Origin of the sequence: Leptotrichia sp. HSP-342 (assembly GCF_041199995.1) — a bacterium.
GTDB classification, from domain to species: Bacteria; Fusobacteriota; Fusobacteriia; order Fusobacteriales; family Leptotrichiaceae; genus Leptotrichia; species Leptotrichia mesophila.
On sequence record NZ_CP165646.1, the window covers coordinates 1,814,942 to 1,837,953 of the forward strand.

At 30.7% G+C, this 23,012-nt stretch carries 23 protein-coding genes; 1 reads left to right on the forward strand and 22 read right to left on the reverse strand.

Annotated elements, in window-relative coordinates; translation table 11 throughout:
- Positions 1–308 precede the first annotated feature (308 nt).
- Entirely contained in the window at positions 309–479 is a 171-nt protein-coding gene (locus AB8B23_RS09185) for a hypothetical protein (RefSeq protein ID WP_369712499.1), read from the forward strand.
- 43 nt (positions 480–522) lie between these two features.
- Here AB8B23_RS09185 and dapB read toward each other — a convergent pair whose 3' ends face one another.
- The 22 genes from dapB to AB8B23_RS09295 form a co-directional block, all read right to left on the reverse strand.
- Positions 523–1,257 carry a 4-hydroxy-tetrahydrodipicolinate reductase gene (gene dapB / locus AB8B23_RS09190; RefSeq protein WP_021745090.1) on the reverse strand — a complete coding sequence of 245 codons (735 nt, stop codon included), beginning with the start codon at positions 1,255–1,257 and terminating at the stop codon, positions 523–525.
- A 122-nt stretch (positions 1,258–1,379) separates the two neighbouring features.
- On the reverse strand, positions 1,380–1,763 hold the full coding sequence (locus tag AB8B23_RS09195; protein ID WP_369712500.1) for a VOC family protein: 384 nt from the start codon (positions 1,761–1,763) through the stop codon (positions 1,380–1,382).
- 50 nt (positions 1,764–1,813) lie between these two features.
- The gene (locus AB8B23_RS09200; RefSeq protein WP_369712501.1) at positions 1,814–2,812 is read right to left on the reverse strand and encodes a DUF4912 domain-containing protein; all 999 of its coding nucleotides are present in this window, start codon (positions 2,810–2,812) and stop codon (positions 1,814–1,816) included.
- A 92-nt stretch (positions 2,813–2,904) separates the two neighbouring features.
- A complete protein-coding gene (atpC, locus tag AB8B23_RS09205) occupies positions 2,905–3,294 on the reverse strand; it encodes an ATP synthase F1 subunit epsilon (protein ID WP_021745093.1) in 390 nt (129 codons plus the stop codon).
- A gap of 98 nt (positions 3,295–3,392) precedes the next feature.
- Positions 3,393–4,790 (reverse strand): F0F1 ATP synthase subunit beta, encoded by a 1,398-nt coding sequence (gene atpD, locus AB8B23_RS09210; RefSeq protein ID WP_369712502.1) that lies wholly within the window; start codon positions 4,788–4,790, stop codon positions 3,393–3,395.
- 58 nt (positions 4,791–4,848) lie between these two features.
- Positions 4,849–5,709 carry an ATP synthase F1 subunit gamma gene (gene atpG, locus AB8B23_RS09215; RefSeq protein ID WP_006803458.1) on the reverse strand — a complete coding sequence of 287 codons (861 nt, stop codon included), beginning with the start codon at positions 5,707–5,709 and terminating at the stop codon, positions 4,849–4,851.
- A gap of 15 nt (positions 5,710–5,724) precedes the next feature.
- Positions 5,725–7,230, reverse strand: a complete 1,506-nt coding sequence (gene atpA / locus AB8B23_RS09220) for a F0F1 ATP synthase subunit alpha (RefSeq protein WP_369712503.1) — start codon at positions 7,228–7,230, stop codon at positions 5,725–5,727.
- 18 nt (positions 7,231–7,248) lie between these two features.
- Positions 7,249–7,776 carry an ATP synthase F1 subunit delta gene (gene atpH, locus AB8B23_RS09225; RefSeq protein WP_369712504.1) on the reverse strand — a complete coding sequence of 176 codons (528 nt, stop codon included), beginning with the start codon at positions 7,774–7,776 and terminating at the stop codon, positions 7,249–7,251.
- A 1-nt stretch (position 7,777) separates the two neighbouring features.
- On the reverse strand, positions 7,778–8,272 hold the full coding sequence (gene atpF / locus AB8B23_RS09230; RefSeq protein WP_021745098.1) for a F0F1 ATP synthase subunit B: 495 nt from the start codon (positions 8,270–8,272) through the stop codon (positions 7,778–7,780).
- 60 nt (positions 8,273–8,332) lie between these two features.
- Positions 8,333–8,569: an ATP synthase F0 subunit C gene (gene atpE, locus AB8B23_RS09235; RefSeq protein WP_021745099.1), complete on the reverse strand. Its 237-nt coding sequence runs from the start codon at positions 8,567–8,569 to the stop codon at positions 8,333–8,335.
- 138 nt (positions 8,570–8,707) lie between these two features.
- Entirely contained in the window at positions 8,708–9,604 is an 897-nt protein-coding gene (gene atpB, locus AB8B23_RS09240) for a F0F1 ATP synthase subunit A (protein ID WP_147005154.1), read from the reverse strand.
- Between the two features lie 164 nt (positions 9,605–9,768).
- Positions 9,769–11,892, reverse strand: coding sequence for a CASTOR/POLLUX-related putative ion channel (locus AB8B23_RS09245; RefSeq protein ID WP_369712505.1), 2,124 nt, complete (start codon positions 11,890–11,892; stop codon positions 9,769–9,771).
- Positions 11,893–12,218: 326 nt separating this feature from the next.
- Complete coding sequence (locus tag AB8B23_RS09250) at positions 12,219–13,463, reverse strand: glycoside hydrolase family 10 protein (protein WP_021745102.1); 1,245 nt, start codon at positions 13,461–13,463, stop codon at positions 12,219–12,221.
- A 103-nt stretch (positions 13,464–13,566) separates the two neighbouring features.
- The gene (gene argF / locus AB8B23_RS09255) at positions 13,567–14,556 is read right to left on the reverse strand and encodes an ornithine carbamoyltransferase (RefSeq protein WP_369712506.1); all 990 of its coding nucleotides are present in this window, start codon (positions 14,554–14,556) and stop codon (positions 13,567–13,569) included.
- Positions 14,557–14,572: 16 nt separating this feature from the next.
- Complete coding sequence (locus AB8B23_RS09260) at positions 14,573–15,121, reverse strand: hypothetical protein (protein WP_369712507.1); 549 nt, start codon at positions 15,119–15,121, stop codon at positions 14,573–14,575.
- An 88-nt stretch (positions 15,122–15,209) separates the two neighbouring features.
- Positions 15,210–16,397 carry an aspartate aminotransferase family protein gene (locus tag AB8B23_RS09265; protein WP_369712508.1) on the reverse strand — a complete coding sequence of 396 codons (1,188 nt, stop codon included), beginning with the start codon at positions 16,395–16,397 and terminating at the stop codon, positions 15,210–15,212.
- A gap of 28 nt (positions 16,398–16,425) precedes the next feature.
- Positions 16,426–17,298: an acetylglutamate kinase gene (gene argB / locus AB8B23_RS09270; protein WP_369712509.1), complete on the reverse strand. Its 873-nt coding sequence runs from the start codon at positions 17,296–17,298 to the stop codon at positions 16,426–16,428.
- Between the two features lie 108 nt (positions 17,299–17,406).
- Positions 17,407–18,639 carry a bifunctional glutamate N-acetyltransferase/amino-acid acetyltransferase ArgJ gene (gene argJ / locus AB8B23_RS09275; RefSeq protein ID WP_369712510.1) on the reverse strand — a complete coding sequence of 411 codons (1,233 nt, stop codon included), beginning with the start codon at positions 18,637–18,639 and terminating at the stop codon, positions 17,407–17,409.
- A gap of 21 nt (positions 18,640–18,660) precedes the next feature.
- Positions 18,661–19,710, reverse strand: coding sequence for an N-acetyl-gamma-glutamyl-phosphate reductase (gene argC / locus AB8B23_RS09280; protein WP_369712511.1), 1,050 nt, complete (start codon positions 19,708–19,710; stop codon positions 18,661–18,663).
- 373 nt (positions 19,711–20,083) lie between these two features.
- On the reverse strand, positions 20,084–20,818 hold the full coding sequence (locus AB8B23_RS09285) for an endonuclease/exonuclease/phosphatase family protein (protein ID WP_369712512.1): 735 nt from the start codon (positions 20,816–20,818) through the stop codon (positions 20,084–20,086).
- Positions 20,819–20,977: 159 nt separating this feature from the next.
- Complete coding sequence (locus tag AB8B23_RS09290; RefSeq protein ID WP_369712513.1) at positions 20,978–21,622, reverse strand: O-methyltransferase; 645 nt, start codon at positions 21,620–21,622, stop codon at positions 20,978–20,980.
- Positions 21,623–21,930: 308 nt separating this feature from the next.
- A complete protein-coding gene (locus AB8B23_RS09295; RefSeq protein ID WP_021745111.1) occupies positions 21,931–22,974 on the reverse strand; it encodes a type II secretion system F family protein in 1,044 nt (347 codons plus the stop codon).
- Positions 22,975–23,012: the final 38 nt, after the last annotated feature.

The window sequence follows — 23,012 nt, forward strand, 5'->3', positions numbered from 1 at the left end:
ATTTGGAAAATATTAAATAAGCAAAATTTCGTTAAAGGAAAAATAACTAAATATGAATATATTTCTTTCGCCATAATTTTTATAATGATAGAACTTATTTATGTTAAAATAACTCTTGTTTGCGAAAGTGAGTGTAGTTTTTACGAAGCGAGTTTTATTTTTTCTTTATAAGAAAGTTTTGCGTAAAGCGGGGTTATAAGGGCATGGCGACTGATGGCCTTACGTTATAATTTCTACTATTAAAATACGAAATAATATTAAATGTAAAGATACAAAATAATAAAAAATAATATAAGGAGTGATATTCTATGAAAAACATTTTTAAAATTCTAATTTTAATTTTAGTTGGGGTAAGTATGGCTAGTTGCGAACTTTTTAGTCCTTCACGATGGGAAGAATATAATCAGAGCCGAAAAGAAAGAGGAAGAGAATGTTATAAATACCCTAGTGGAAATGTTTATTGTGAAGATACAAAATAATTGAAAAAAGAAAAACTCCAGTCTAATAAACTAGAGTTTTTTTTTATAAACCAAGTACATCTTTCATTGTGTACAGTCCTGCTTTTTTTCCGGCAAGAAATTCTACAGCTTTAACTGCTCCGTCTGAAAACATCTTTCTTGATAGTGCTTCGTGCTTTATTTCGATAATTTCGTCATTTTTTGCATAAATTACGGTATGTTCTCCGACTATATTTCCGCCACGTATAGCGTGAACTCCTATTTCCTTTTCAGCACGTTTACTGTGTCCTTCTCTTCCGTAAATTGTTCTATAATCTTTTCCATCATTATCCAGATTTTCCTTGACAACTTCAAGTAAAGTATTCGCTGTACCGCTTGGTGCATCAATTTTTCTGTTGTGATGCTTTTCAATTATTTCAATATCAAAATCCTTTAATAATTTTGTCGCAAAGGCTACAATTTCATTTACGATATTTACTCCAACTGAAGTATTTGTCGCTTTAATTATTGGTATTTGCTTTGATGTTTCCTGGATTTTTGCAAGCTGTTCTTCTGAATGTCCAGTTGTAGCAATTAGAACTGGAACTTTTTTATCAATTCCCGCTTCAAGTACATCCTCCAGCAAACTAAAATGTGAAAAATCAATAATTGCATCAAAATCCACATCTTTTTTCTTCAGATTTTCAAAATCCCCATTTCCAAGCGGGTCAACCAGCCCAGCAAATTCATTTCCAGAATTTATTACTGATTCTTTTACATACTGTGCCATAACTCCAGCACCATATACTATTATCTTCATATTTTCTCCTTGCAGCTATTAAAATTTTGTATAAATAGTTTTACTATAAAAGACCGAAAATCTCGGTCTTTTCTTATTATATTTCTATTATTTGTTTTAAATATATTTTTATTATTAATTTTTTATTCTGCACGAATTACTTCCATACGGTAACCATCTGGATCCGTTACGAAATAATAATGTCCAGGTTTACCAGGCAAGCCCATAAGATCTGTTGTCTTGTATCCCATTGCCTTATGTTTTTCATTATCTCCTTCCAAGTCGTCCGAAGCAATTGCCAGATGTGAAAAACCGTCACCAATTGTATATGAACCGTGACCGTAATTATAAGTCAACTCAATTTCAAAACTTTCTCCTGGAAGAGCCAAATAAACAATAGTAAATTTATGTTCTGGAAAATCTTTACGTCGATCTTCCTTAAATCCAAATGCCTTTTCATAAAATTCAATAGATTTTTCTAAATTTTCTACACGTAAACAAGCGTGCAGCATATTTAACATAGCCATTTTAAATCTCCTTTAATTTTAATTTTTATAAAAACATTTATAAAAATGTTCTAACTGCTTCTTGATCCACCCATATCCAGTCTAAGATTTGGAAGTTTTCCTTTTATCACTTTTCTTTCGATTAATGATTCTGAAGCTCCTACTTTTGTCAATCTTTCTATAACTTCAATTATAAATTCATTATTTTCATCTACATCGTAATCCGCAGGTACTCCTAAAAGCTCTCTTCCTTCTGGTGTTGAAACTGGAGTATTTATATATTTTATAAGCTGATTTGTGCTTGGATCGAATTTCACTGTTCCCCATACTAAGTCAATATTATCAGAAACTTTATCATTTGGTGCGATGACTTCTACTGAGTGTGCTACTTCTGAAAAGTTTCCATATTGATCTTCATATCCGATAGACGCTTCATAATTTTGATTTACATCAATTTCAGTAATATAATGCGAACCAATTCTTTCGTGTCTTATAATTTTTCTATATTCGTGTCCGTCTTTAAATATTTTTATAACTACATTATCAATAACTCCGTTATTTCTAGCTAATCTTTCATAGGTATCATCACGAATTTCCCAATAAATGTATAATGTTGTAGGATTTTTTGGCATTAGGACAAGTTCATCTGTAAAATACGCTGCTGGTAATGGAGCCTTGTCAAAGTAAATATCTTCGTGATTTGATTTACCGTCAAATTCCACACCTTTTGCAAATTTTGAACGGTTAATTTCAGTTTCTACGTATCTACGTCTTATTTGTTCTAGCGAAATTTTTTCATAATTAAAATCTAAAGGGGTAAAAATTCTTCTATGTTTTCTACCTAGATTTCCTACTAATTTTCTATCAGCAAAGTTTCTGTAAAACGTTCTGCTTCTTTTAATAAAAAAGTATTTTATCAAAATTTTCTCAATAGTTTCCCTTTCGATAACTTCCATTGAAATAAATCTTTCTAATTTTTTCAATTCTTTTTTATTTCTATTCCCAACTAATTTTTCATTAACATAATTTCTATAAAATGTTCTCGTTCTATTTTTTTTCAATTGCTCCATTCCCATACCACCTTTACATTATTTATTTAAAATTATTACTAAATTAACTATATTTTATATTTATTATACCACATTTTTTAGAATTTCAAAATTTATTTTCTACTCAAATTGCTCTTAATACGTTTTTTTGTTCCCAAAATATCCTGATCTTCCTGTATTTTTTGTCTTTTTGCTCTTTCAATTGCTACTTCCCTTGCCATTCTTTCAGCTTCTGCTTTAGTTGCCTCAACAATATTTACTCCTAGAATGACAACTTTATCTTGTCTTACTTCCAAAAATCCACCTTCCAGATAGTATGTGACATCTTCCTTATCTTTTTCACGAACAAGCATTTCTCCTGCACCAATTGGTGTAATATAATTAATATGCTTTGCAAGTATTCCGATATCTCCATTTTCTGTACGTAATTTTACAAATTCAACAGGCTTTTCAAAAACTAATCTTTCTGGAGTTACTGCTTCCAAAATAAATTCTGCTGCCATAAAGCCTCCTTCTGTTCAAAGTATTCTTACTTTTAACTTTAAGTATTGGAAAACAGGGAGTGCATTATCCCTGTTCTTATTAAATATTATTTTAAAAATTATTCACTCATCAGTTCTCGTGCTTTTGCAACTGCATCGTCAATAGTGCCAACATATAGAAATGCTTGTTCTGGTAAATCATCGTGAAGACCGTCTAAGATTTCCTTAAATCCACGTATTGTTTCTCTTAAAGGCACATATTTACCTTTCATTCCTGTAAATTGTTCTGCTACTGAGAAAGGCTGTGAAAAGAATCTTTGGATTTTTCTAGCACGATTTACTGTTAATTTATCATTTTCATCCAGCTCATCCATTCCTAGAATTGCTATAATATCTTGTAATTCCTTGTATCTTTGTAATACTTTCTGAGTTTCCCTTGCAATTTTATAATGCTCATTTCCAACAATTTCAGGCTCAAGTATTCTTGAAGTTGAATCAAGCGGATCTACTGCTGGATAAATTCCAAGTGATGCAATTTGTCTTGACAATACTGTTGTTGCATCCAAATGGGCAAATGTTGTCGCTGGTGCCGGATCTGTCAAGTCATCTGCTGGCACATATACAGCTTGTACTGATGTAATTGAACCTGTGCTTGTCGATGTTATTCTTTCCTGCAAGGCTCCCATTTCAGTTGCCAAGTTTGGTTGGTATCCTACAGCTGACGGCATTCTTCCAAGTAAAGCTGATACTTCAGATCCTGCCTGAGTAAATCTAAATATGTTATCAATAAATAAAAGTACGTTTTGTCCTTCCTTATCTCTAAAATATTCCGCCATTGTAAGTGCTGTAAGCCCTACTCTTAGTCTTGCACCAGGTGGTTCATTCATTTGTCCATACACTAATGCTGTCTTGTCAATAACTCCACTTTCTGTCATTTCGTTATATAAATCACGTCCCTCACGTGTACGCTCTCCAACTCCTGCAAATACAGAAAGTCCTCCATGCCCTTTGGCAATATTGTTAATTAATTCCTGAATTAATACTGTCTTTCCAACTCCTGCTCCTCCAAACAGTCCAATTTTTCCACCTTTTAAGTATGGAGCAAGTAAATCTACTACTTTTATTCCTGTTTCTAGTATTTCAGAATCTGTTCCTTGTTGTTCAAATGATGGTGCATCCTTATGGATAGACTCCCTTAACACATCTGCATCCAATTTTTCACCATCATCAACCGCTTCCCCAAGAACATTGAAAATTCTTCCCAATGTAGCTCTTCCAACCGGAACTTGAATTGGTTTGCCAGTATCGATAACTTCCAGTCCACGTCTTAATCCTTCAGTTCCAGACATTGCAACTGCTCTTACAACATTGTTTCCGTTGTGGGCGTGAACTTCAGCTACTAATTTTTCTCCGTTTTCCTTGTATACTTCAAGTGCATTATAAATATCAGGCAATTTTTTTTCAAATTTTACATCTATAACTGGCCCAATAATTTGCACTAATTTACCTTTATTCATCGGTTACCTTTAACCTCCTTCTTAATTTATGCTCAGATTCTTTAAGTTTGTAAAAAAATTACTGTACTCCTAAAGAACCACTTATAATTTCTGTCAATTCCTGTGTTATTTTTCCTTGTCTTTCACGGTTATACTGTACTTCCAAATTTCTTATCATTTCAGAAGCATTATCGTTAGCCTGTTTCATCGCCGACATTCTAGCTGAATGCTCACTTGCCGAATTTTCAAGTAACGACTGATATAATTTTATATTCAAAACTTGTGGCACAAATGAGTTCAATACTTCTTCCTCTGACGGATCAAACACATATTCCTTTGTTGGCAATCCTTCCTTTTTTTCTATTGGAAGTAGTTTTTCCACCTGAATATTGTACTCAACTGCTGATACAAATTTTGAATAAATCATATAAACTTCATCATAAAAATCGTTTAAATAAAACTGCACTACATCTTCACTGATTTTTTTACCAGTTTCAAACATTGTTTCCGGAATCATCTGTGTATACTCACTATCCACATTAATATCCCGATTTTTACAATATTCTTTTGCTTTTCTTCCAATTGTTACAACTGAAACATCTTTTCCTTCTTTCTCAAACTGCTTTCTCATGCTCTCAAGCCTTCTAAAAGTATTTGAGTTAAAGCTTCCACATAACCCACGATCTGATGTCATCACTATAATTCCGACTCTTCTAACTTCTGGTTTTCCATCAAAAATTACAAATTTATTTCCCTTAAGACTTGCAACTAAATTATCAAAAGCCTCATTTACAGCATATGCATAGTTTCTAGATTTTAGAGTTAAAACCTGAAATTTTTTAAATTTTGTAGAAGAAACAATATTCATTGCGTTTGTTATTTGGCTTGTATTTTTTACACTGTCAATACGTTCCTTTATTTCTTTCATATTTGCTGACATATCATTTCACCTGCTTTACCATACATATTCTTTTTTAAAGTTCGTTATAAATTCATCTAGTCTGCTTTTCATTTCATCGTCTAATTCTTTCTTCTCACGAATTTCAGTTAAAATTTCTGAATTATTTTTAAGTACTTCTATCAGATCTTTTTCAAATGTTCTGACTTTTTCAGTTGGAACATCATCAAAATATCCATTTGTTACACAGTAAAACGAAATTACTTGTTCCTGAACTTTAAATGGAGTATATTGTGGCTGCTTTAATACTTCCATAATTTTAGATCCACGGTTAAGCTGATCTCTAGTTGCTTTATCCAAATCTGATCCAAACTGCGTAAATGCTAATAATTCATTGTATTGGGCAAGTTCCAGTTTTACTTTCGAAGCAACTTGCTTCATAGCCTTAATTTGTGCTGCTCCTCCAACCCTTGATACAGAAACTCCTGCATTTATCGCTGGTCTGAATCCTGAATTAAATAAATCTGTTTCCAAGAATATTTGTCCATCTGTTATTGAAATAACATTTGTCGGAATATATGCCGAAATATCTCCAGCCTGTGTTTCTACAATTGGAAGTGCTGTAATTGAACCTCCACCCAGTTTGTCGCTTAATTTTGCTGCTCTTTCAAGAAGTCTTGAGTGAAGATAGAAAACGTCTCCTGGATACGCTTCCCTTCCTGGCGGTCTTTTCAACAGTAATGACATTTCACGGTAAGCTACCGCATGTTTTGATAAATCATCATAAACTATTAGCACATCTTTTCCTTGATCCATAAAATATTCACCCATAGCAACTCCCGAATATGGTGCTAAATATTGAAGTGGCGCTGATTCCGAAGCAGTAGCCGCAACAATAATAGTATATTCCAATGCACCTGCCTCTTCAAGTTTTTTATAAATTTGTGCAACTGTAGATCTTTTTTGCCCAATTGCAACATAAACACATATAACATCATTATTTTTTTGATTTATAATTGAATCAATGGCAATCGCTGTTTTTCCAGTCTGTCTATCTCCAATTATTAATTCCCTTTGCCCTTTTCCAATCGGAAACATTCCATCTATTGCCTTTATTCCAGTCTGCATAGGCTGTGTAACAGGTTTTCTTGCAATAATTCCTGACGCCTGTCTCTCAATTGGCATATATTTATCAGCTGCTATCGTCCCTTTTCCATCAATAGGATTTCCAAGCGCATCGACTACTCTTCCGAGCAGCTCATTTCCAGCTGGAACTTCAGCTACTTTTCCCAATCCTTTTACTATACTTCCTTCTTTTATTCCTTGTGTCTTTCCAAAAATTACTGCTCCAATGTTACTTTCTTCCAAGTTTAGTGCCATTCCAATAGTTCCATTTTCAAACTCCAAAAGCTCTCCTGCCATAGCGTCACTTAATCCGTAGATTCTGGCAATTCCATCTCCCACTTCCAAGACCGTTCCAGTGTTGGAAATATCCAGTGAACTTTTGTAATTTTCGATTTCGCTTCGGATTATTTTACTTATTTCTTCTGGCTTGATTCTCAAAGAAAAGCACCTCCGTTTCTAAAAATTTTTCTTTATTTCTTCAATCTGATTTTTTATTGAACCGTTAATAACTTCATTTCCAATTTTTAAAATCCCTCCACCGATTATTTCTTTATCAACTTCAAGATTTAAAACAATTTTTTTACCGTATTTTTTTTCAAGTTTTTCTATTAGCAGTTCCCTTTGTTTTTCTGATAGCTCCTTTGCAAATATAGCAGTTATTGGAAGTTTATTATTTTCCTCATAATAAAGTTTTAAAAAATATTCCTTTATATCTCCAACTAACGATAGACGCTGTTTTCTTACGATATATTTAACTATCCCTAGCGATTCTTTTGTAAAGTGGTCAAACGATTTTTCTAAAAACTTTTCTTTTTCTGAAAATTCTTTTAGAGGATCTTCTAAAATCTTTCTGAATTCCTCTTCCTCCTCATAATTTTCCATAAAAATATTTAGTACTTCCCTAACTTCATTTATACTGTCAGAAGATTTTGCTATATTGTAAATTGCTGATGCGTATCTTTTTGCAATCTCATCCCTAGCCATTTTAATCTCCTATCTCATCAATAAACTTATTTATAGTTTCATCCTGCTTTTCATCAATATTTTCCTTAATGATTTTTTCTGCAAGTTCAACTGCCATTTCCCCAACTTCCTTCTGAAGTTCAAATTTAGCATTTTGCCGCATTTTTTCAATGTCAGCTTCCGCTTTCATCATCATTCTTTCACGATTACTCATAGCTTGTGATATAATCTGATCTTTTCTGTCATCTGCCTGTCTTTCGGCTTTTATTAGAATATCATTGGCACGTCTTTTGGATTCCTTTTTTAATTTTTCCATTGTTTTTTTCTGTTCTTCCAATTTTTCCTTTTCGTTTTCAACAATTTCCATTTCAGACAAAGCCAATTTTTTTCTATCTTCTAGCACTTTATCAATCTTTTTTGCAAAAGTTCGTGAAAAAAAATAGACTAATACTATAAAGTTTATTATCTGAATAGCCATCGTAAAATCAATGTTTACTAATCTTGCTCCTTCATTCATATTTACTCCTTAATTTACATTATTAATCCTATTTTTGTTTCTCTAAAATTTATTATTTTCTTACCCTTTTAAGAAAATTAACAAGAAAGCTATTACTAACGCATAAATTGCTGATGACTCTGTAATTGCAAGCCCTGTAATTAATGTTTGCATAATATCCTGTTTTGCTTCAGGCTGTCTTGATACTGCCTCTACTGCATAACCAGTTGCAATCCCTTGACCTAATCCTGCTCCAATTCCTCCTATCGCTGCAATTCCTGCTCCTAATAAAGCTGCTGCTTGAACTATTCCTTCCATTCTCTAATCCTCCTAATTTTTATTAATTTATTTTTTATTAAACATAATTTTTATATCATAATGCTCTTATTTATACAAAATCCCTAAAATTAAAGACTTTGAACATATAAAAGAATTACAAAACTGTAATTTTTAACTCTATTCTTCCTCACCTAATGCTTCACTTATATAAACTGAAGAAAGTATTGTAAATACAAAAGCCTGTACTATACCGATAAATAAATCTAAATATAGCTGTATAAGCATTGGCCATCCAACTGAAAACGAAAAACTTCCTTTCAGCATATTATTTGTCATGGACTGAAGCAATCCACGTCCAACAAGGCTATATAGTAGTCCTACAATTACAAGTCCTGCCAGCATATTTCCAAATAGCCGCATTGAAGTGTTCAGTACTTTTGAAAAAATATCCACAATATTTAACGGAAACATAAACCACATTGGCTCAAACAATGATTTTATATATCCTTTTAGACCTTTTTGCTTTATAGAAACTGCCAAGAAAACAACAATTACCACAAGAGATAGCCCAATTGTCGTATTTGGATCTGCTGTTGGCGTTCTAAAAAATGGTTTTACTGTTCTAATTCCATTTTCCTTAACTGACATCATAATAAATGGAAATAGGAAAGTACTTAAATTTGAAAACATTATAGATGCAAACAATGCTGCAAAAAATGGTATATAAGTTTTTTTATGTTTTCCAAAGGTAGTCAAAAAGGTATTTTCAATAAAATGATAGTATTCTTCCATAACAATTTGCATTTTACTAGGCTTTTCTACACTTATATTCTTTGTCCCTGCTCTTACGATAAATATAATTATCAGCATAACTGCCCAAGTATTAAGTACTGTCTGGCTAAGCGAAAATTTAAAGTTCCCAAAAACAAAATTAAAATAATGCGGTGCTTCAACAACTGAACTTGGTGATTCAAATTTTACTGGTAAAAATGTGGAAATAATTGATAAAATTATATTCACAACAATCATCATAAGAAATAAAAATCCCAAAAATTTTAAAATTTTATTTTTCATTATCTCCCTCCTTTCTCCCAACTTTGAGCAAAGATTCAATATTCTTTGTTACATAGAATTATTATACTCCAATTGAATTTATTTTGCAAATTTTATTCTTATTCAATTTATCCCTTTATTTAAGCACTTTTCTCTGTATTTTCCCATACCAAATAGCAAATTAATTAAATCACTTTCTTTTTGTTTTTCTCATTGCCTCCTTCAAACAGTACAATTAATTTATCATTTTTATTTAATTTAATCTTCTTATTCTTGTTTATATTTAAATGAACACCATAATCATTTTTCTTTTCCACTCTTTCATCCATATCTCTATATCCTAATAAAATAGTTTCTTCATTTGCTACAATTGTAGAAAGTTCTTTAAAAGTATATTCTCTGTCAAAATTTTCAATATAATTATCTGCTGAAAACATATAAATTTCACAGCCTTCTCCGCTAAATAATTCATCAAAAACATAATAAAGTCTTTTTTCTTCAGACAGCTGACTAATTACTGAACTTATTATAGTGTCACTTATTATATAATCAGACACTTCTGTTAATTCTACGATTTCTCTATTTTTTTCATCGTATATTTCGATGACAATGCTTTTTTCCTTCAATGAAGATTTACTATTTTTTTCCAGCATTTTTTTTATTAATAACATTGTAAGCATTGATTTAGCATCCTTTTCTTGTGTTTCAAGATCGTCATAACCTAAAATTATAATGCTTTCGTAACTTTCAAGATTGAATTTTTCTTCAATATACTCTTTTTCAGAAATTCTGTAATCTGTTATATCTTCATTTTTTACATTTTCGTACCCCAAATTATCCTTTAAATGTTTTTCCACTTCCTTATCCATCTTTGCAATTATATGAACTTCTGAATCTACACTCACATATTCGTAAAGTTCGTCAATTATTTTATATATTCTTTTATTATACCCTAAAATTAATGTCTTGCTTTTAGGCAAAATTACATCTTCCGTACCACTTTTCCATTGAAATTTTTCTATTTTTAACTCTTCAAAACGAAATTCAGGATAACCATCGTCAGACTGAAAAAGAATAAGCTCATCTCCTTCCTCTATTACACATCCTATATTTTCACCATCTATTATATTATTATTAAATTTTTCGTAAGGATTTAAAATTATATTTTTTTGTATTCCTGATAACTTGCCCTCTGCCATTTCTGTTTGATAAATTTCTTTCAAGTTATTTTTATCCAAATTTTTCTTACATATTCCTAATACAATGCTTGTAACGCAATTTAACGAAATTTCCTTAAATGTTTTCCCTATTAGCTCCTTACCAACTTTAGAAAAATAAATTTCATCATTATCATAATTTAAAATTTCTGTTGCAATAACACTAAATCCTGGCTGTCTACTTGCTTGTGCTGTAATCCGTGATAACCACTTTTCACTTGGAATATAAAGTATATTCTGATTTTTTTCATTTTGGAAGCAAAAATCCATCAGTTCTTTATTATGTTCATCTTTTATTTCTGTAATTATCTTTTTAGCTTTTTTTCTTAACGCTAAAATACATTTTATAGTATTTATATCTTCTCTATCTTCTTCTGAGGAAAGTATAATTATTGATTCTGCGTTCTCAGGATGAACAATATTTAAGTCATCTATATCTATTATACTTCCTGAACGGCAATATATTTTAGTTTGATAAGTTTTATGACTTTTTCCATCCAGAGAATTATGAAAATTTTTCAAAAGTTCTTTTTGATTTATTCTTAAATTTATTTCGTCTTCCATTTTTATTTTATCATTTTTAGAAAGTATCACTATTTTTTTATTTTTATGATTTGCATTTGAAATCACTAGTTCGCTTATTATCTTAAATATTGTCGGATTCCATCCCAAAATAAGCGTAAAATCTTTTTTTACAATCTCTGTTTTTCCTTTACGAATTTCAATGAATAAATTATCAAGCCCTGTTGTCAAAACCCCAACTAATGCACCAAAGATTAATACTCCAAGTAATGTAACTACAGCAGATACTATTCTATATCCCCATAACCTGTCATTCTGCAATCCACCTGGATCTATTACACGCAGAAAATTTTGCCAAATTGCTTCAATTAAACTTAAACTTCCAGTTTCATTATCAGGCCTCAAATTCATCAAAACTAATACAAATGAAAATACAACAACTGTAAGAATCATTGTTACAGCAAGCCATGCTATTATTGATACAGTTCCTTTGGATAGTGTGTCTTCTAACATTCCCTGTATTTTGTTTTTCAGTTTAATTCTGTTAAAAGAATCAGATTCTTTTTTCATAGTACTTTCCTCCTGTTTTTAATCCATTTCAAATATTTTAAGCTATATATAAATTTATTTAATAACAAACTATAAGATAAAATAAATATTTTTTCAAACAAGATTTTGATATTTTTTGAGTTTATAATTAAATTTTTCTATTCAATTTGAAAAACTGCCTTACAAAAAACACAAACTTATTTTTATATTTACACTCTATATTATATCCAATTTTTTATATTTTTCAAATTTTATTCAAATTTTTTATAAATTATCAAAAAAAATCAGCACTCCTAAAGTTACGAAAACTTTAGTATTACTGATTTTTTTATTTTTTAATTACATAATTAAAATTCTTGGTTCTCACTATTAGCATAAGGACCTTGTGCTAAACTGTTTGTTGCATTTTTAGGATTTGTCAATAATGATTTATAGCTAAAGAATATACTTCCTTTTACTTCTGGATAATTTCTGTTGAAATTTACCTGATTTATTAATTCTTTTGCATTTTGCCAATCATTAACTTTGTATGCAGCTTGTCCTATATATAGATTTGTTTTTGTCTGACCTGCATATTTACTCCACCATTTCACAAGTGTATTGTACTCAGCAGCTTTATGACCCTGATTCCAGTAAATTTGCGGTGCTACATAATCTATCCATCCTTTATTCATCCACAATAAAATATCTGCATATAAATCATCGTAGTTTTGAACTCCAGCTTTTGTTTCAGAACCTCTAGATGGATCAGTAGACGCATTTCTCCATACTCCAAAAGGACTTATTCCAAATTCTACATTTTCATTTTCTTTTTTTATAGAAGAATGCAATTTCTCAACTAATTTATTTACATTGTCTCTTCTCCAGTCACCAACTGATGAAAATTTGTGTCCATATTTCTGATACTGTGCAGAATCAGGATATTCTTGATTTTTAACTTTATATGGATAAAAATAATCATCCATATGAACACCATCAACATCATAATTTTTTACAACTTCAACGATACTGTTCACAACATAATCATTAACTTCAGGAATACCTGGATTTAAGTACAATTGTCCTCCGTAAGCTACTGTCCATTCTGGTTTTTTACGTCCAATGTTATCTTTTGATAATTTGTCTCTTGAACTGGATACTGAAAGTCTGTATGGATTAAACCACGCATGAAATTCAATTCCTCTCTTATGTGCTTCTTCTACCATGAATTTTAGCGGATCGTATCCTGGATTTATCCCTTGAGTCCCTGTTAAGTACTCAGACCAAGGTGCATATTTAGATGGATAAAAAGCATCTCCTGATGGCTTAATTTGCACAAATACTGCATTCATATTCCATTTTTTCACATTATCAAGAATTGTTAAAAATTCTCTTTTTTGCTGCTCAACACTAAGTCCTTTTTTTGACGGCCAATCAATATTACTTACACTGGCTACCCACACTCCTCTTAATTCTTTGCTCTTTGTTACTTTTTGATTATCAATTTTTGATGCATTATGATTATTTCCCATAATAATATTAGAGGCATTTAATGTAGTTGCCATTAAAACCGTAATCGCTAATACTGATATTTTTTTTATAATTGATTTCACCAATATCTCCTTTCTGAATATTAAATCTTCAATATCATTTTAGTACATTTTTCCTAAATTTTCAATATATTATTCTTATTTTTTTACATTTTTTCAATTTTTCTTATTCTTCCCCCAAAGTTGCCACCATAACTGCCTTAATCGTATGCATTCTATTTTCCGCCTCATCAAATACAACGGAATTTTTACTTCTAAACACTTCATCAATAACTTCCATTTCCTTAATTCCGTATTTCTTTTCAATTTCTTGTGCAACTTTTGTATTCAAATCATGAAATGCAGGAAGGCAATGCATAAACAAATAGTCATCCTTTGCGTGTTTTACAAGCTCGCTATTTACCTGATAATACGAAAGTCTATTTATTCTTTCATTCCACACATCGTAAGATTCTCCCATAGACACCCAGACATCCGTATAAATCACATCTACATGCTTAACTCCACCAATTCGATCATCAGTAAATGAAACACGCCCTCCATTTTCTTCAGCCAGTTTCAATGCAGTTTCAGCCAGTTCCTTATCTGGAAAATATTCTTTCGGAGCAATAATTGTAAAATCCATCCCAAATTTTGCTGCGCCAATCATAAGCGAATTTGCCATATTATTTTTTCCATCTCCAAGATACGCAAACTTAATTCCCTTCAAAGTTCCCTTTTTTTCTAAAATAGTCAAAAAATCCGCCAAAACCTGTGTTGGATGAAACTCAGTCGTAAGCCCATTCCACACAGGCACGCCAGAATGTTTGGCCAATGCTTCTACTGAATTCTGTCCATATCCACGATACTCAATTCCATCATAAAATCTTCCCAAAACTTTTGCAGTATCCTCGATTGACTCCTTATCATTCATCTGAGAAGTAGAAGGCCCAATATAAGTAACATTTGCCCCCTGATCATAAGCCGCAACTTCAAATGCACATCTAGTCCGTGTTGAAGTCTTTTCAAAAATTAATGCAATATTTTTCCCAGTCAATTTTTTCTTTTCACTCTTATTGCTCTTATCTTCCTTCAATTTTTTTGCCAAATCCAGTAAATATTGCAATTCTTCTGTTGTAAAATCTAATAATTTTAAAAACGAACGTCCTTTTAACATGCCTTTACCTCTTTTCTTAATTTTTATTTTTTATTCTAAAATACTCATCTAACACATCTTTTTCAATTCCTTTCAATTTTTGCACATTTTCAACAATTTTTTTATTCTCGCCAACATACCGAATCAATTTCATATTTTCATCAAAATAGTACCTCTTTTCAGAAATTTTTGATTTTTTGTTGTCAAAAACTTCTCCAACTTTCATATTATCTCTTTTATACCAGTCAGCGTTCACATAATATGGAACATTATATTTTTCAGTTTTATCAAAAATAAAATAAACCTTCCCATTTTTTATGTAGTACTCAGTCAATCCATTCCAGCTTTCTCCATAATGCTCAACTACAATTTTTTTAACAATTCCATTTTGTGAATAATATTTTACAATGCCACCCTCTGTACTTCGGTCAGAATCATCAGCTTCTCTAATCGCATAATTTTTTGCAGCATTTGTATTCATAAAATCTTTCCTAATTTGAGCAACCCTATTTTCAATATTTAAAGCGCTAAAACTAGCCAAACTAATCAAAACAGCTATTATCAGACTTTTTCTAAAAATTTGCATAAAATCTCCCCTTTAAATTATAATTTTTTATTTATTCAATATAATTTTACCTCAATAACTTCTAATTTACAATATTATTTAAAAAAAATTAAATTATTTTTAAAAATTTATCCAAAATTAAAATTGCCTCGTCAATTTCTTTCTTGCTCACATTAAATGGCGGAAAAAATCTCACAACGTTATTTCCAGCTCCAACTAACAACAGACCATTTTCCAATGCTTTTAAAACAACATCTTTTCCCAAGACTCTGCTTTCATCAAATTTTATTCCCAAAAGCAGTCCTTTTCCACGAATCTCCTCAATAAAATTATATTTCTCCTTCAATTCTTCCAATTTTTTAATAGAATACTTCCCTTTTTCCACAACATCTTTCTCAATCAATTTATTGTCAATCAATTCATGCAAAACAGCATTTGCGACAGCACAGACTAGCGGATTTCCCCCATAAGTCGAACCATGATCCCCAGGCTCTAAAACATCGTTTGCCTTGCCCTTTGTAAGAGTTGCTCCAATTGGAACACCGCCACCAAGCGACTTTGCCACAGTAACAACATCTGGAATAATCTCAAAATTTTCATAAGCAAACAATTTCCCAGTTCTTCCCATTCCGCATTGAATTTCATCAAAAATCACAAGTGCGTTATATTTTTCACTCAGTTCCTTTATCGCCTGCATAAATTCAGGCGTTGCACTTTCCAGCCCACTTTCCCCTTGAATCGGCTCCAAAATTATGGCTGCTGTTTTCTCACTCACTTTTGCCTTCAAATCTTTCACATCATTAAAATTACATTGTGTAACATTGGAAATCAAAGGTTCAAAAGGCTTCTGATACTTAGGCTGCCCTGTTATTGCTAACGCTCCTGTTGAACGTCCATGAAATGAATTTTTCATATAAATTGTTTCAGTTTTCTCAATGATTTTATTTCCATTTTCATCATACGATAAATTATTTCCATATTTATGAGCAATTTTTATTGCCAGTTCAATTGCTTCTGTTCCACTGTTCGTAAAAAATACTTTCTCCATCGCACTATTTTCTGTAAGTTTTTTTGCCAACTCTAATTGAGGCTCGCTGTAATAAAGATTTGAAATATGTATCAATTTTTTACTTTGTTCAGTCAAAGCATTTATAATTACTGGACTTGCATGCCCCAGACAGTTCACCGATATTCCTGATACAAAATCTAAGTATTCATTCCCTTCATTGTCATAAATGTATGTTCCTTTTCCTTTTTCAAATATTTTATCATAACGGTTATACACATTTAATAACATTTTTCTTCCTTCCTTTCTAAAATTTAATTTATTTTTTTATTAAAGTTCCAGCTCCTTCCTCTGTAAACAACTCCAATAATAATGAATGTTCCAGCTTACCATTTAAAATAACTACATTTTCCACACCATTTTCAATCGCATCTAGGCAAGTATTCACTTTAGGCAACATTCCACCACTAATAATTCCTCGTTCAATTAAATCATTCACTTTTTCCACATCAATTTCATCAATAAGCGTCTGTTTATTGTTATAATCAAGTAAAATTCCATCAACATCTGTCAAAAATATCAATCTATCTGCTTGTAATTTTCCAGCAATCGCGCCTGCCACATAATCGGCATTAATATTGTATGTCTGACCATTCTTGTCAACTCCAATAGACGAAATCACAGGAATCACATCATTCGACTCCAACAATTTTATTACTTCCGTATTAATTTCCTTAATTTCTCCAACAAACCCAATATCAATCTTCTCTCCATCAGCTTCAACAAACTTCTTCTCAACAAACACCATATTCCCGTCTTTTCCACTAAGTCCAACAGCTTTCCCACCATATTTATTAATATCCGCAACAATTCCTTTATTTACTTTTCCAGAAAGCACCATTTCCACAATCTCCACAGTTTCTTCATCAGTTACACGATTTCCATCAATAAATTTGCTCTCTTTTCCAATTTTTTGAAGCATTTCATTAATTTCAGGCCCGCCACCATGCACAATCACAGGATTTATCCCAACATATTTCATTAGAACTATATCTTGAATAAACTGCTCCCGTGCAACAGGATTGACCATCGCACTTCCACCATATTTAATCACAATCGTTTTATTATGATACTTTTTTATAAATGGCAACGCTTTTACCAAAATTTTTGCTTTATCTAAATTTGAAATCATATTTTCCCTTTCTTTTTATCAAAATTTTCTCATTTCTTTAATTTTTAAAAAAAATTAACTATCTTAAAAAATCTAACAAACAAATAATTCTCAAAATTATAAAAATTATTAAGTATGGTACTCCGCATTTATTTTCACATAATCATAACTCAAGTCACATCCCCACGCAGTCGAAGAAAACTCTCCATCATTCAGTTCAATCAAAATTTCAACTTTTTCATTTTTCAAAATTTTAACAGCCTTTTCGTTGTCAAATTCTATTCCCATACCATTTTTTGCAACTTGGACTCTTTTTTGTAAAGTATTAATATCATTTCCGAGAAAAATATTTATTTTATCAACAATAAGTTCTGCTTCAGAATAACCTACAGCACAAAGGATTCTTCCCCAGTTTGGATCTTCCCCAAATACAGCCGCTTTGAAAAGGCTTGAAGTTATTACTGATTTTGCAACTTTTTGTGCGTCTTTTTTACTTTTTGCCCCAGTTACAGTAACTTCAATTAATTTTGTCGCCCCTTCCCCGTCTTTTGCAATCAGCTTTGCTAGCTCCTGATTCACAAAATAAAGTGCCTCTTTAAATTTGCTGTATCCTTCAGAATTTTCATCTACAATTTTTTTATTTTCAGAAGCTCCATTAGCAATAACACAAGCCATATCATTTGTGCTTGTATCTCCGTCAACTGAAATCATATTAAATGTGCTGTCTGTGATTTCGGAAAATATTTTTTGCAGCAACGATTTTTCAATATTTACATCTGTTACTGTGAAAGCCAGCATTGTAGCCATATTTGGATGTATCATCCCAGAACCTTTTGCCATTCCCGCAACTGTTACTGTTTTTCCATCTATTTCAATTTCTGCACAAATTTGTTTTGTAAAAGTATCTGTTGTCATAATCGCTGCCGCTGCGTCATTTCCTCCATCTTTCGATATTTCTTTACAAATTTTGCTAATTCCAGTTTCTATCTTTCTCATATCCAGCTGAACTCCAATAATTCCAGTAGACTGCACCAAAATTTCTTCTTTTTTAAGTTCCAGCTCATTTGCTGCAAATTCCGTCATTTTTTTAGCATTTTCAAATCCAGTTTCTCCTGTACACGAGTTAGCATTCCCGCTATTTACAATAATCGCCTGTGTATTTCCATTTTTTATATTTTCCATATTTAAAATAATCGGAGCCGCTTTTACAAGATTTTTTGTAAACACTGCAGCTGAAACTGCCTTTTTCTCGCTATAAATCAATGCCAAGTCTTTTTTACCGCTTTTTTTCAACTGTGCCGATATTCCTGCTGCCTTTATCCCTTTAACATTAGTAATTGTCCCATCTTTTATTATTTTCATAAAAATCACTCCTTTTAAAAATTAAATATACATTGATAAAAATTCCAGCCCCATATTTTCTTCAAGCTCAAACATAATATTCATACTTTGAACAGCTTGCCCTCCTGCACCTTTTATGAGGTTGTCAATCGCAGAAATTACAACAATATTTCCAGTTTTTGAGTCATAACGGACACCAATTTCACAAATATTGCTATTTTTCACATTTTTTATCTCAGGCAAATTTTCAGTAACTCTTATAAAATACTCATTTTTATAAAAATCATTATAAATTTCATAAATTTTTTCTTCTGTCAAGCTTTCCTTCCATTTTTCATTCACTTCCAAATAAATTGTTGAAAGAAGCCCTCTATTTATCGGTAATAAATGTGGAGTAAACACTACATTCATATCGCTTTCTGATAATTTATCCATTTCCTGCTTTATTTCAGGCGTATGTCTATGCTTTAAAACTCCATAAGCCTTAAAATTTTCATTTACTTCTGTAAAAATCGTATCTATTTTGGCACTTCTCCCTGCTCCTGAAACTCCAGATTTTGAATCAATTATTATTTTATCCGTTTTTACAACTTTATTTTTTAAAAGCGGCGCCGCTCCCAGTATCGCCGATGTCGGATAACACCCAGTACAGGCAACAACTTGACTTTCCTTTATTCTTCCCCTATTCAGCTCAGGCAAGCCATAAACTGCACTCTGATTAATTTCAGGAAACTCATGCTTAACATCATACCATTTTTCATAAGTTTCCAAGTCATCCAGCCTGAAATCTGCTCCTAAGTCAAAAACTTTTACATTATTTTCAAGTGCCTTCTTAGTCATCTTTTCCGACAATCCATGTGGCAATGCCAAAAACAGTACATCAATTTTTCCAAAATTTTCCTCAGCCTCTTCCTGCGAAATTAATTTCTTCTCAAAATATTTTTTATAATTTGCATACACTTCGCCCATATTCTCTCCAGCATTTGAATACGAAGAAATAAATTCAATCTTCACTTCTTTATGATTATTCAATATCCATACAAGCTGCTGCCCAGCATACCCAGTCGCTCCAATAACTCCAACTTTTATCATAATTACCATCTCCCTGCATTTTTTTATAAAAAAAAAAGCCCTTTTTACAGGCTCTAAATAAAATTATACAAATTGTATATAAAAACAAAGAGCCAACAACCCAAAAGTCATTGGCAAAAGTAAAATTTTTATGTAAAACAGGAATTCATTATAAAAATGATTATACACCATCTGACAAGGGGTTATAATTTAATTGTGTAAATTTATTATCCCTTATCCTTCTTATCATTTTCATAATCTTTTCCTCCTATCATTTTAATTTGTTTTTTGATAAATCTATTATAGCAGAAAAATAATACAAAATCAATATATTAAATATATAAATTTTAAATAATATCATTAATAAAATTAATTCTTTAGCTTTTATAATTTTTTATTTTACAATTTCAAAATCAACTAATATTGGCAAATGATCTGAAAGCTGAGTTTGTATAACTTCATAACTTTTTACTTTTATTTCCTTTGAACAAAGTATAAAGTCAAGTTCCCGCTTTGGATTCCAGCTCGGAAAAGTTGGCTCTTTCCTTATGTTTATATTTTGCAGATTAGAAGCCTGTAAAAACATCTCAATTTCCTCTTCTCCCCAGAACACATTAAAATCTCCAGCAACTATTACTGGCTTTTTACAGTTTTTCACAAAATTATAAAGCTGCACAATCTGTTTCTGTCTTGTTTTTCCACCAAGTGCCAAATGAACTAGAAACACTACTACATCTTTTGTTTCCACCTCAATAATCAATTTTTTCATTCCAATATCCAGATAATGAAATTCTTCCCGTAAAACAGGTTTTTTAGAAAGTAAGGCATTTCCCTGCTTTCTTACCATCGGGAATTTCATATAATTAGAATCTTCCTCATATTTGTACTGATAAACATTATTATTTCTAGTAATTCTTCCAAGAAGCGTAGCTTGATTTTTGCTGTACATTCTAAACGAGCCAAGATCAACTTCTACAAGTCCCACAATATCAGGCTTATATTTATTAATAAATTTCCCAATCCGATAAATATGCCTTACAGAGCGTCCCAAATACCCCCGTATATGTTTAAACGGCTGATTCAGATACTTTCCTGTTCCATATCGAATATTATACAAAAGAAATTTCATTTCCTCTCACTTCTCTTTCCCGTATTTACAAAATTGTATTATATTAAAATTACTTTATAACAATTCCAGTTTAAAATAAAAGCAATAAGTTATATGTAGCTATAAATACTCCATTACTTTTTACACATTTTTATTTTAATTTTATCAAATAATAAGTATTTATTTTTTTACTATCCCAACTCCATCTCCAAACGAAAGCAATACAAAATTATACTCTTCATTCAATTTTTCTATAAATTCTTTAAGCCTTTTTACAATTGTCTTATATCTTTTCGGAATTTCTTCCTTATCTGTTGCAACCAGTCCACGAAACATTAGATTATCAATAAAAATAATTCCATTTTCATTGAGAAGTTTATAACTCATTTCAAAAAACTTCAAATACTGACCTTTCGATGCATCAATAAAAATAAAATCATATTTCACATTCTTATCAAGTTTCGGAATTTCTTCCAAAGCATCTCCAAAAATCATCTTATTCTTTTCGAATAATCCAAGTTTCTTGAAATTTTCCACAGCTTTTCCATAACGAATTTCATCAATTTCCATTGTTGTCAAAAAACCGCCATTTTCATTAGCGATTTGTGCCAAAAATAGTCCTGAGTATCCTGTTGCAGTTCCAATTTCCAAAATATTTTCAGCTTTAATATTTCTAGCTGTAAAAATCATATAATTTAGCACTTCATCTGTAATAATTGGTACATTTTGTTCCAAACTTTCGTTCTTTATCTTCTGTATAATTTCATTCTTTATTTTAAACAAATTCTGTGCATATTTCGATGCTTCTATAAAATTTTCTATCATAAATTTCCCTTTTTTCTTTTATTGTATATTGACATCCATTTAAAATTAAATCTGTAAAATTTAAACAGCATACTTATTTTAAACTATCTTTATTATAATCCAAATTATTTTAGATAAACCAAACAATTTATTCCTATTTTTAAAAACATATGTTATATTTATTTTATTCACTTATAATAAAAGCCCTGTCTCCCCTTTATTAGAATAGTTCGTAATAAATCCTGTATTTTAACAAAGAATATCATTATTTGTATTAAATCTAAAATTCTAATTTCCAACTTTAATCTTTCATATTTTTCATTTAATATTTACAGCATTTCTCCCATTTTAAAAATAGGCAGCATAACTGAAAATACAATAAGCCCAATAATTATTCCAATAAAAATTATCGAAAGCGGCTCAAACATTTTCAAAAACCATTTTATTTTCTCACTAACTTTTTCGTAATAAATTTCATTCAAATTAAAAAATGATATTTTCATTTCGCCAGTCTTTTCTCCAATTGCAAGGAAACTTACGTATTCATTATCAAAAAAAGTCGTATTTTTAAAGGATTTTTGAATACTCTCACCCTTTTCTATTTTCAAAATAATTTTTTTCAGTTCCTCATTTAAAATATAACTTTTAGAATTTGTACACATTTTTAGGGATTGAATCAATGGAACATTGGCATCTGTCAAAGAATACATATTTCTAGTAAAATTCAATATGCAAATATTTTTATACATTTGCCCAATCATTTTTGTTTTTAAAAAAATTTTTTCAAAATTCTTTTCATTTTTTTCTTTCCAATTCTTTAATCCAAAAATTAAAAAAATTATGGCAATTAAAATAAAGACACCATATTTATCCGTTATTTTACTAATATTTATTACAATTTGCGTAATTTTTGGCAATTCCTGCCCAATGTCAGAATAAATTAGGACAAATTTAGGTACAACAAACTTTAACAATATAAACACAATTACTAATGCTGTAACTATAACTGTTACTGGATAAATGCTCAAATTTTTCACATCTTTTTTTATTTTCTGATTAAACTCGTATTTTTCATACAGATTCTTAAAGACTATTTCCAAATTTCCAGTTTCTTCCCCAATTTTTATCATTTCCATAAATTCCTTATTCATAGTAATCTTTGAAAAAGCCCTATGAAGAGGAACTCCCTTTTCAATTTGCTGTTTTGTAACAATTATCTTACTTTTCAAATCTCCGCTATAATTCTGTGCAACAATTCCAAGCGTATCAATTAGTGAAATTTTACCATTTAATAAATAATATACACTTTTAGTAAATGATAACAATTCTTTTTCATTAATTCCACTTTTATTATTCTTTACAATATTTATCATTTTAATTAATCCCCCCCCCCTTGATTAATTACAAATCA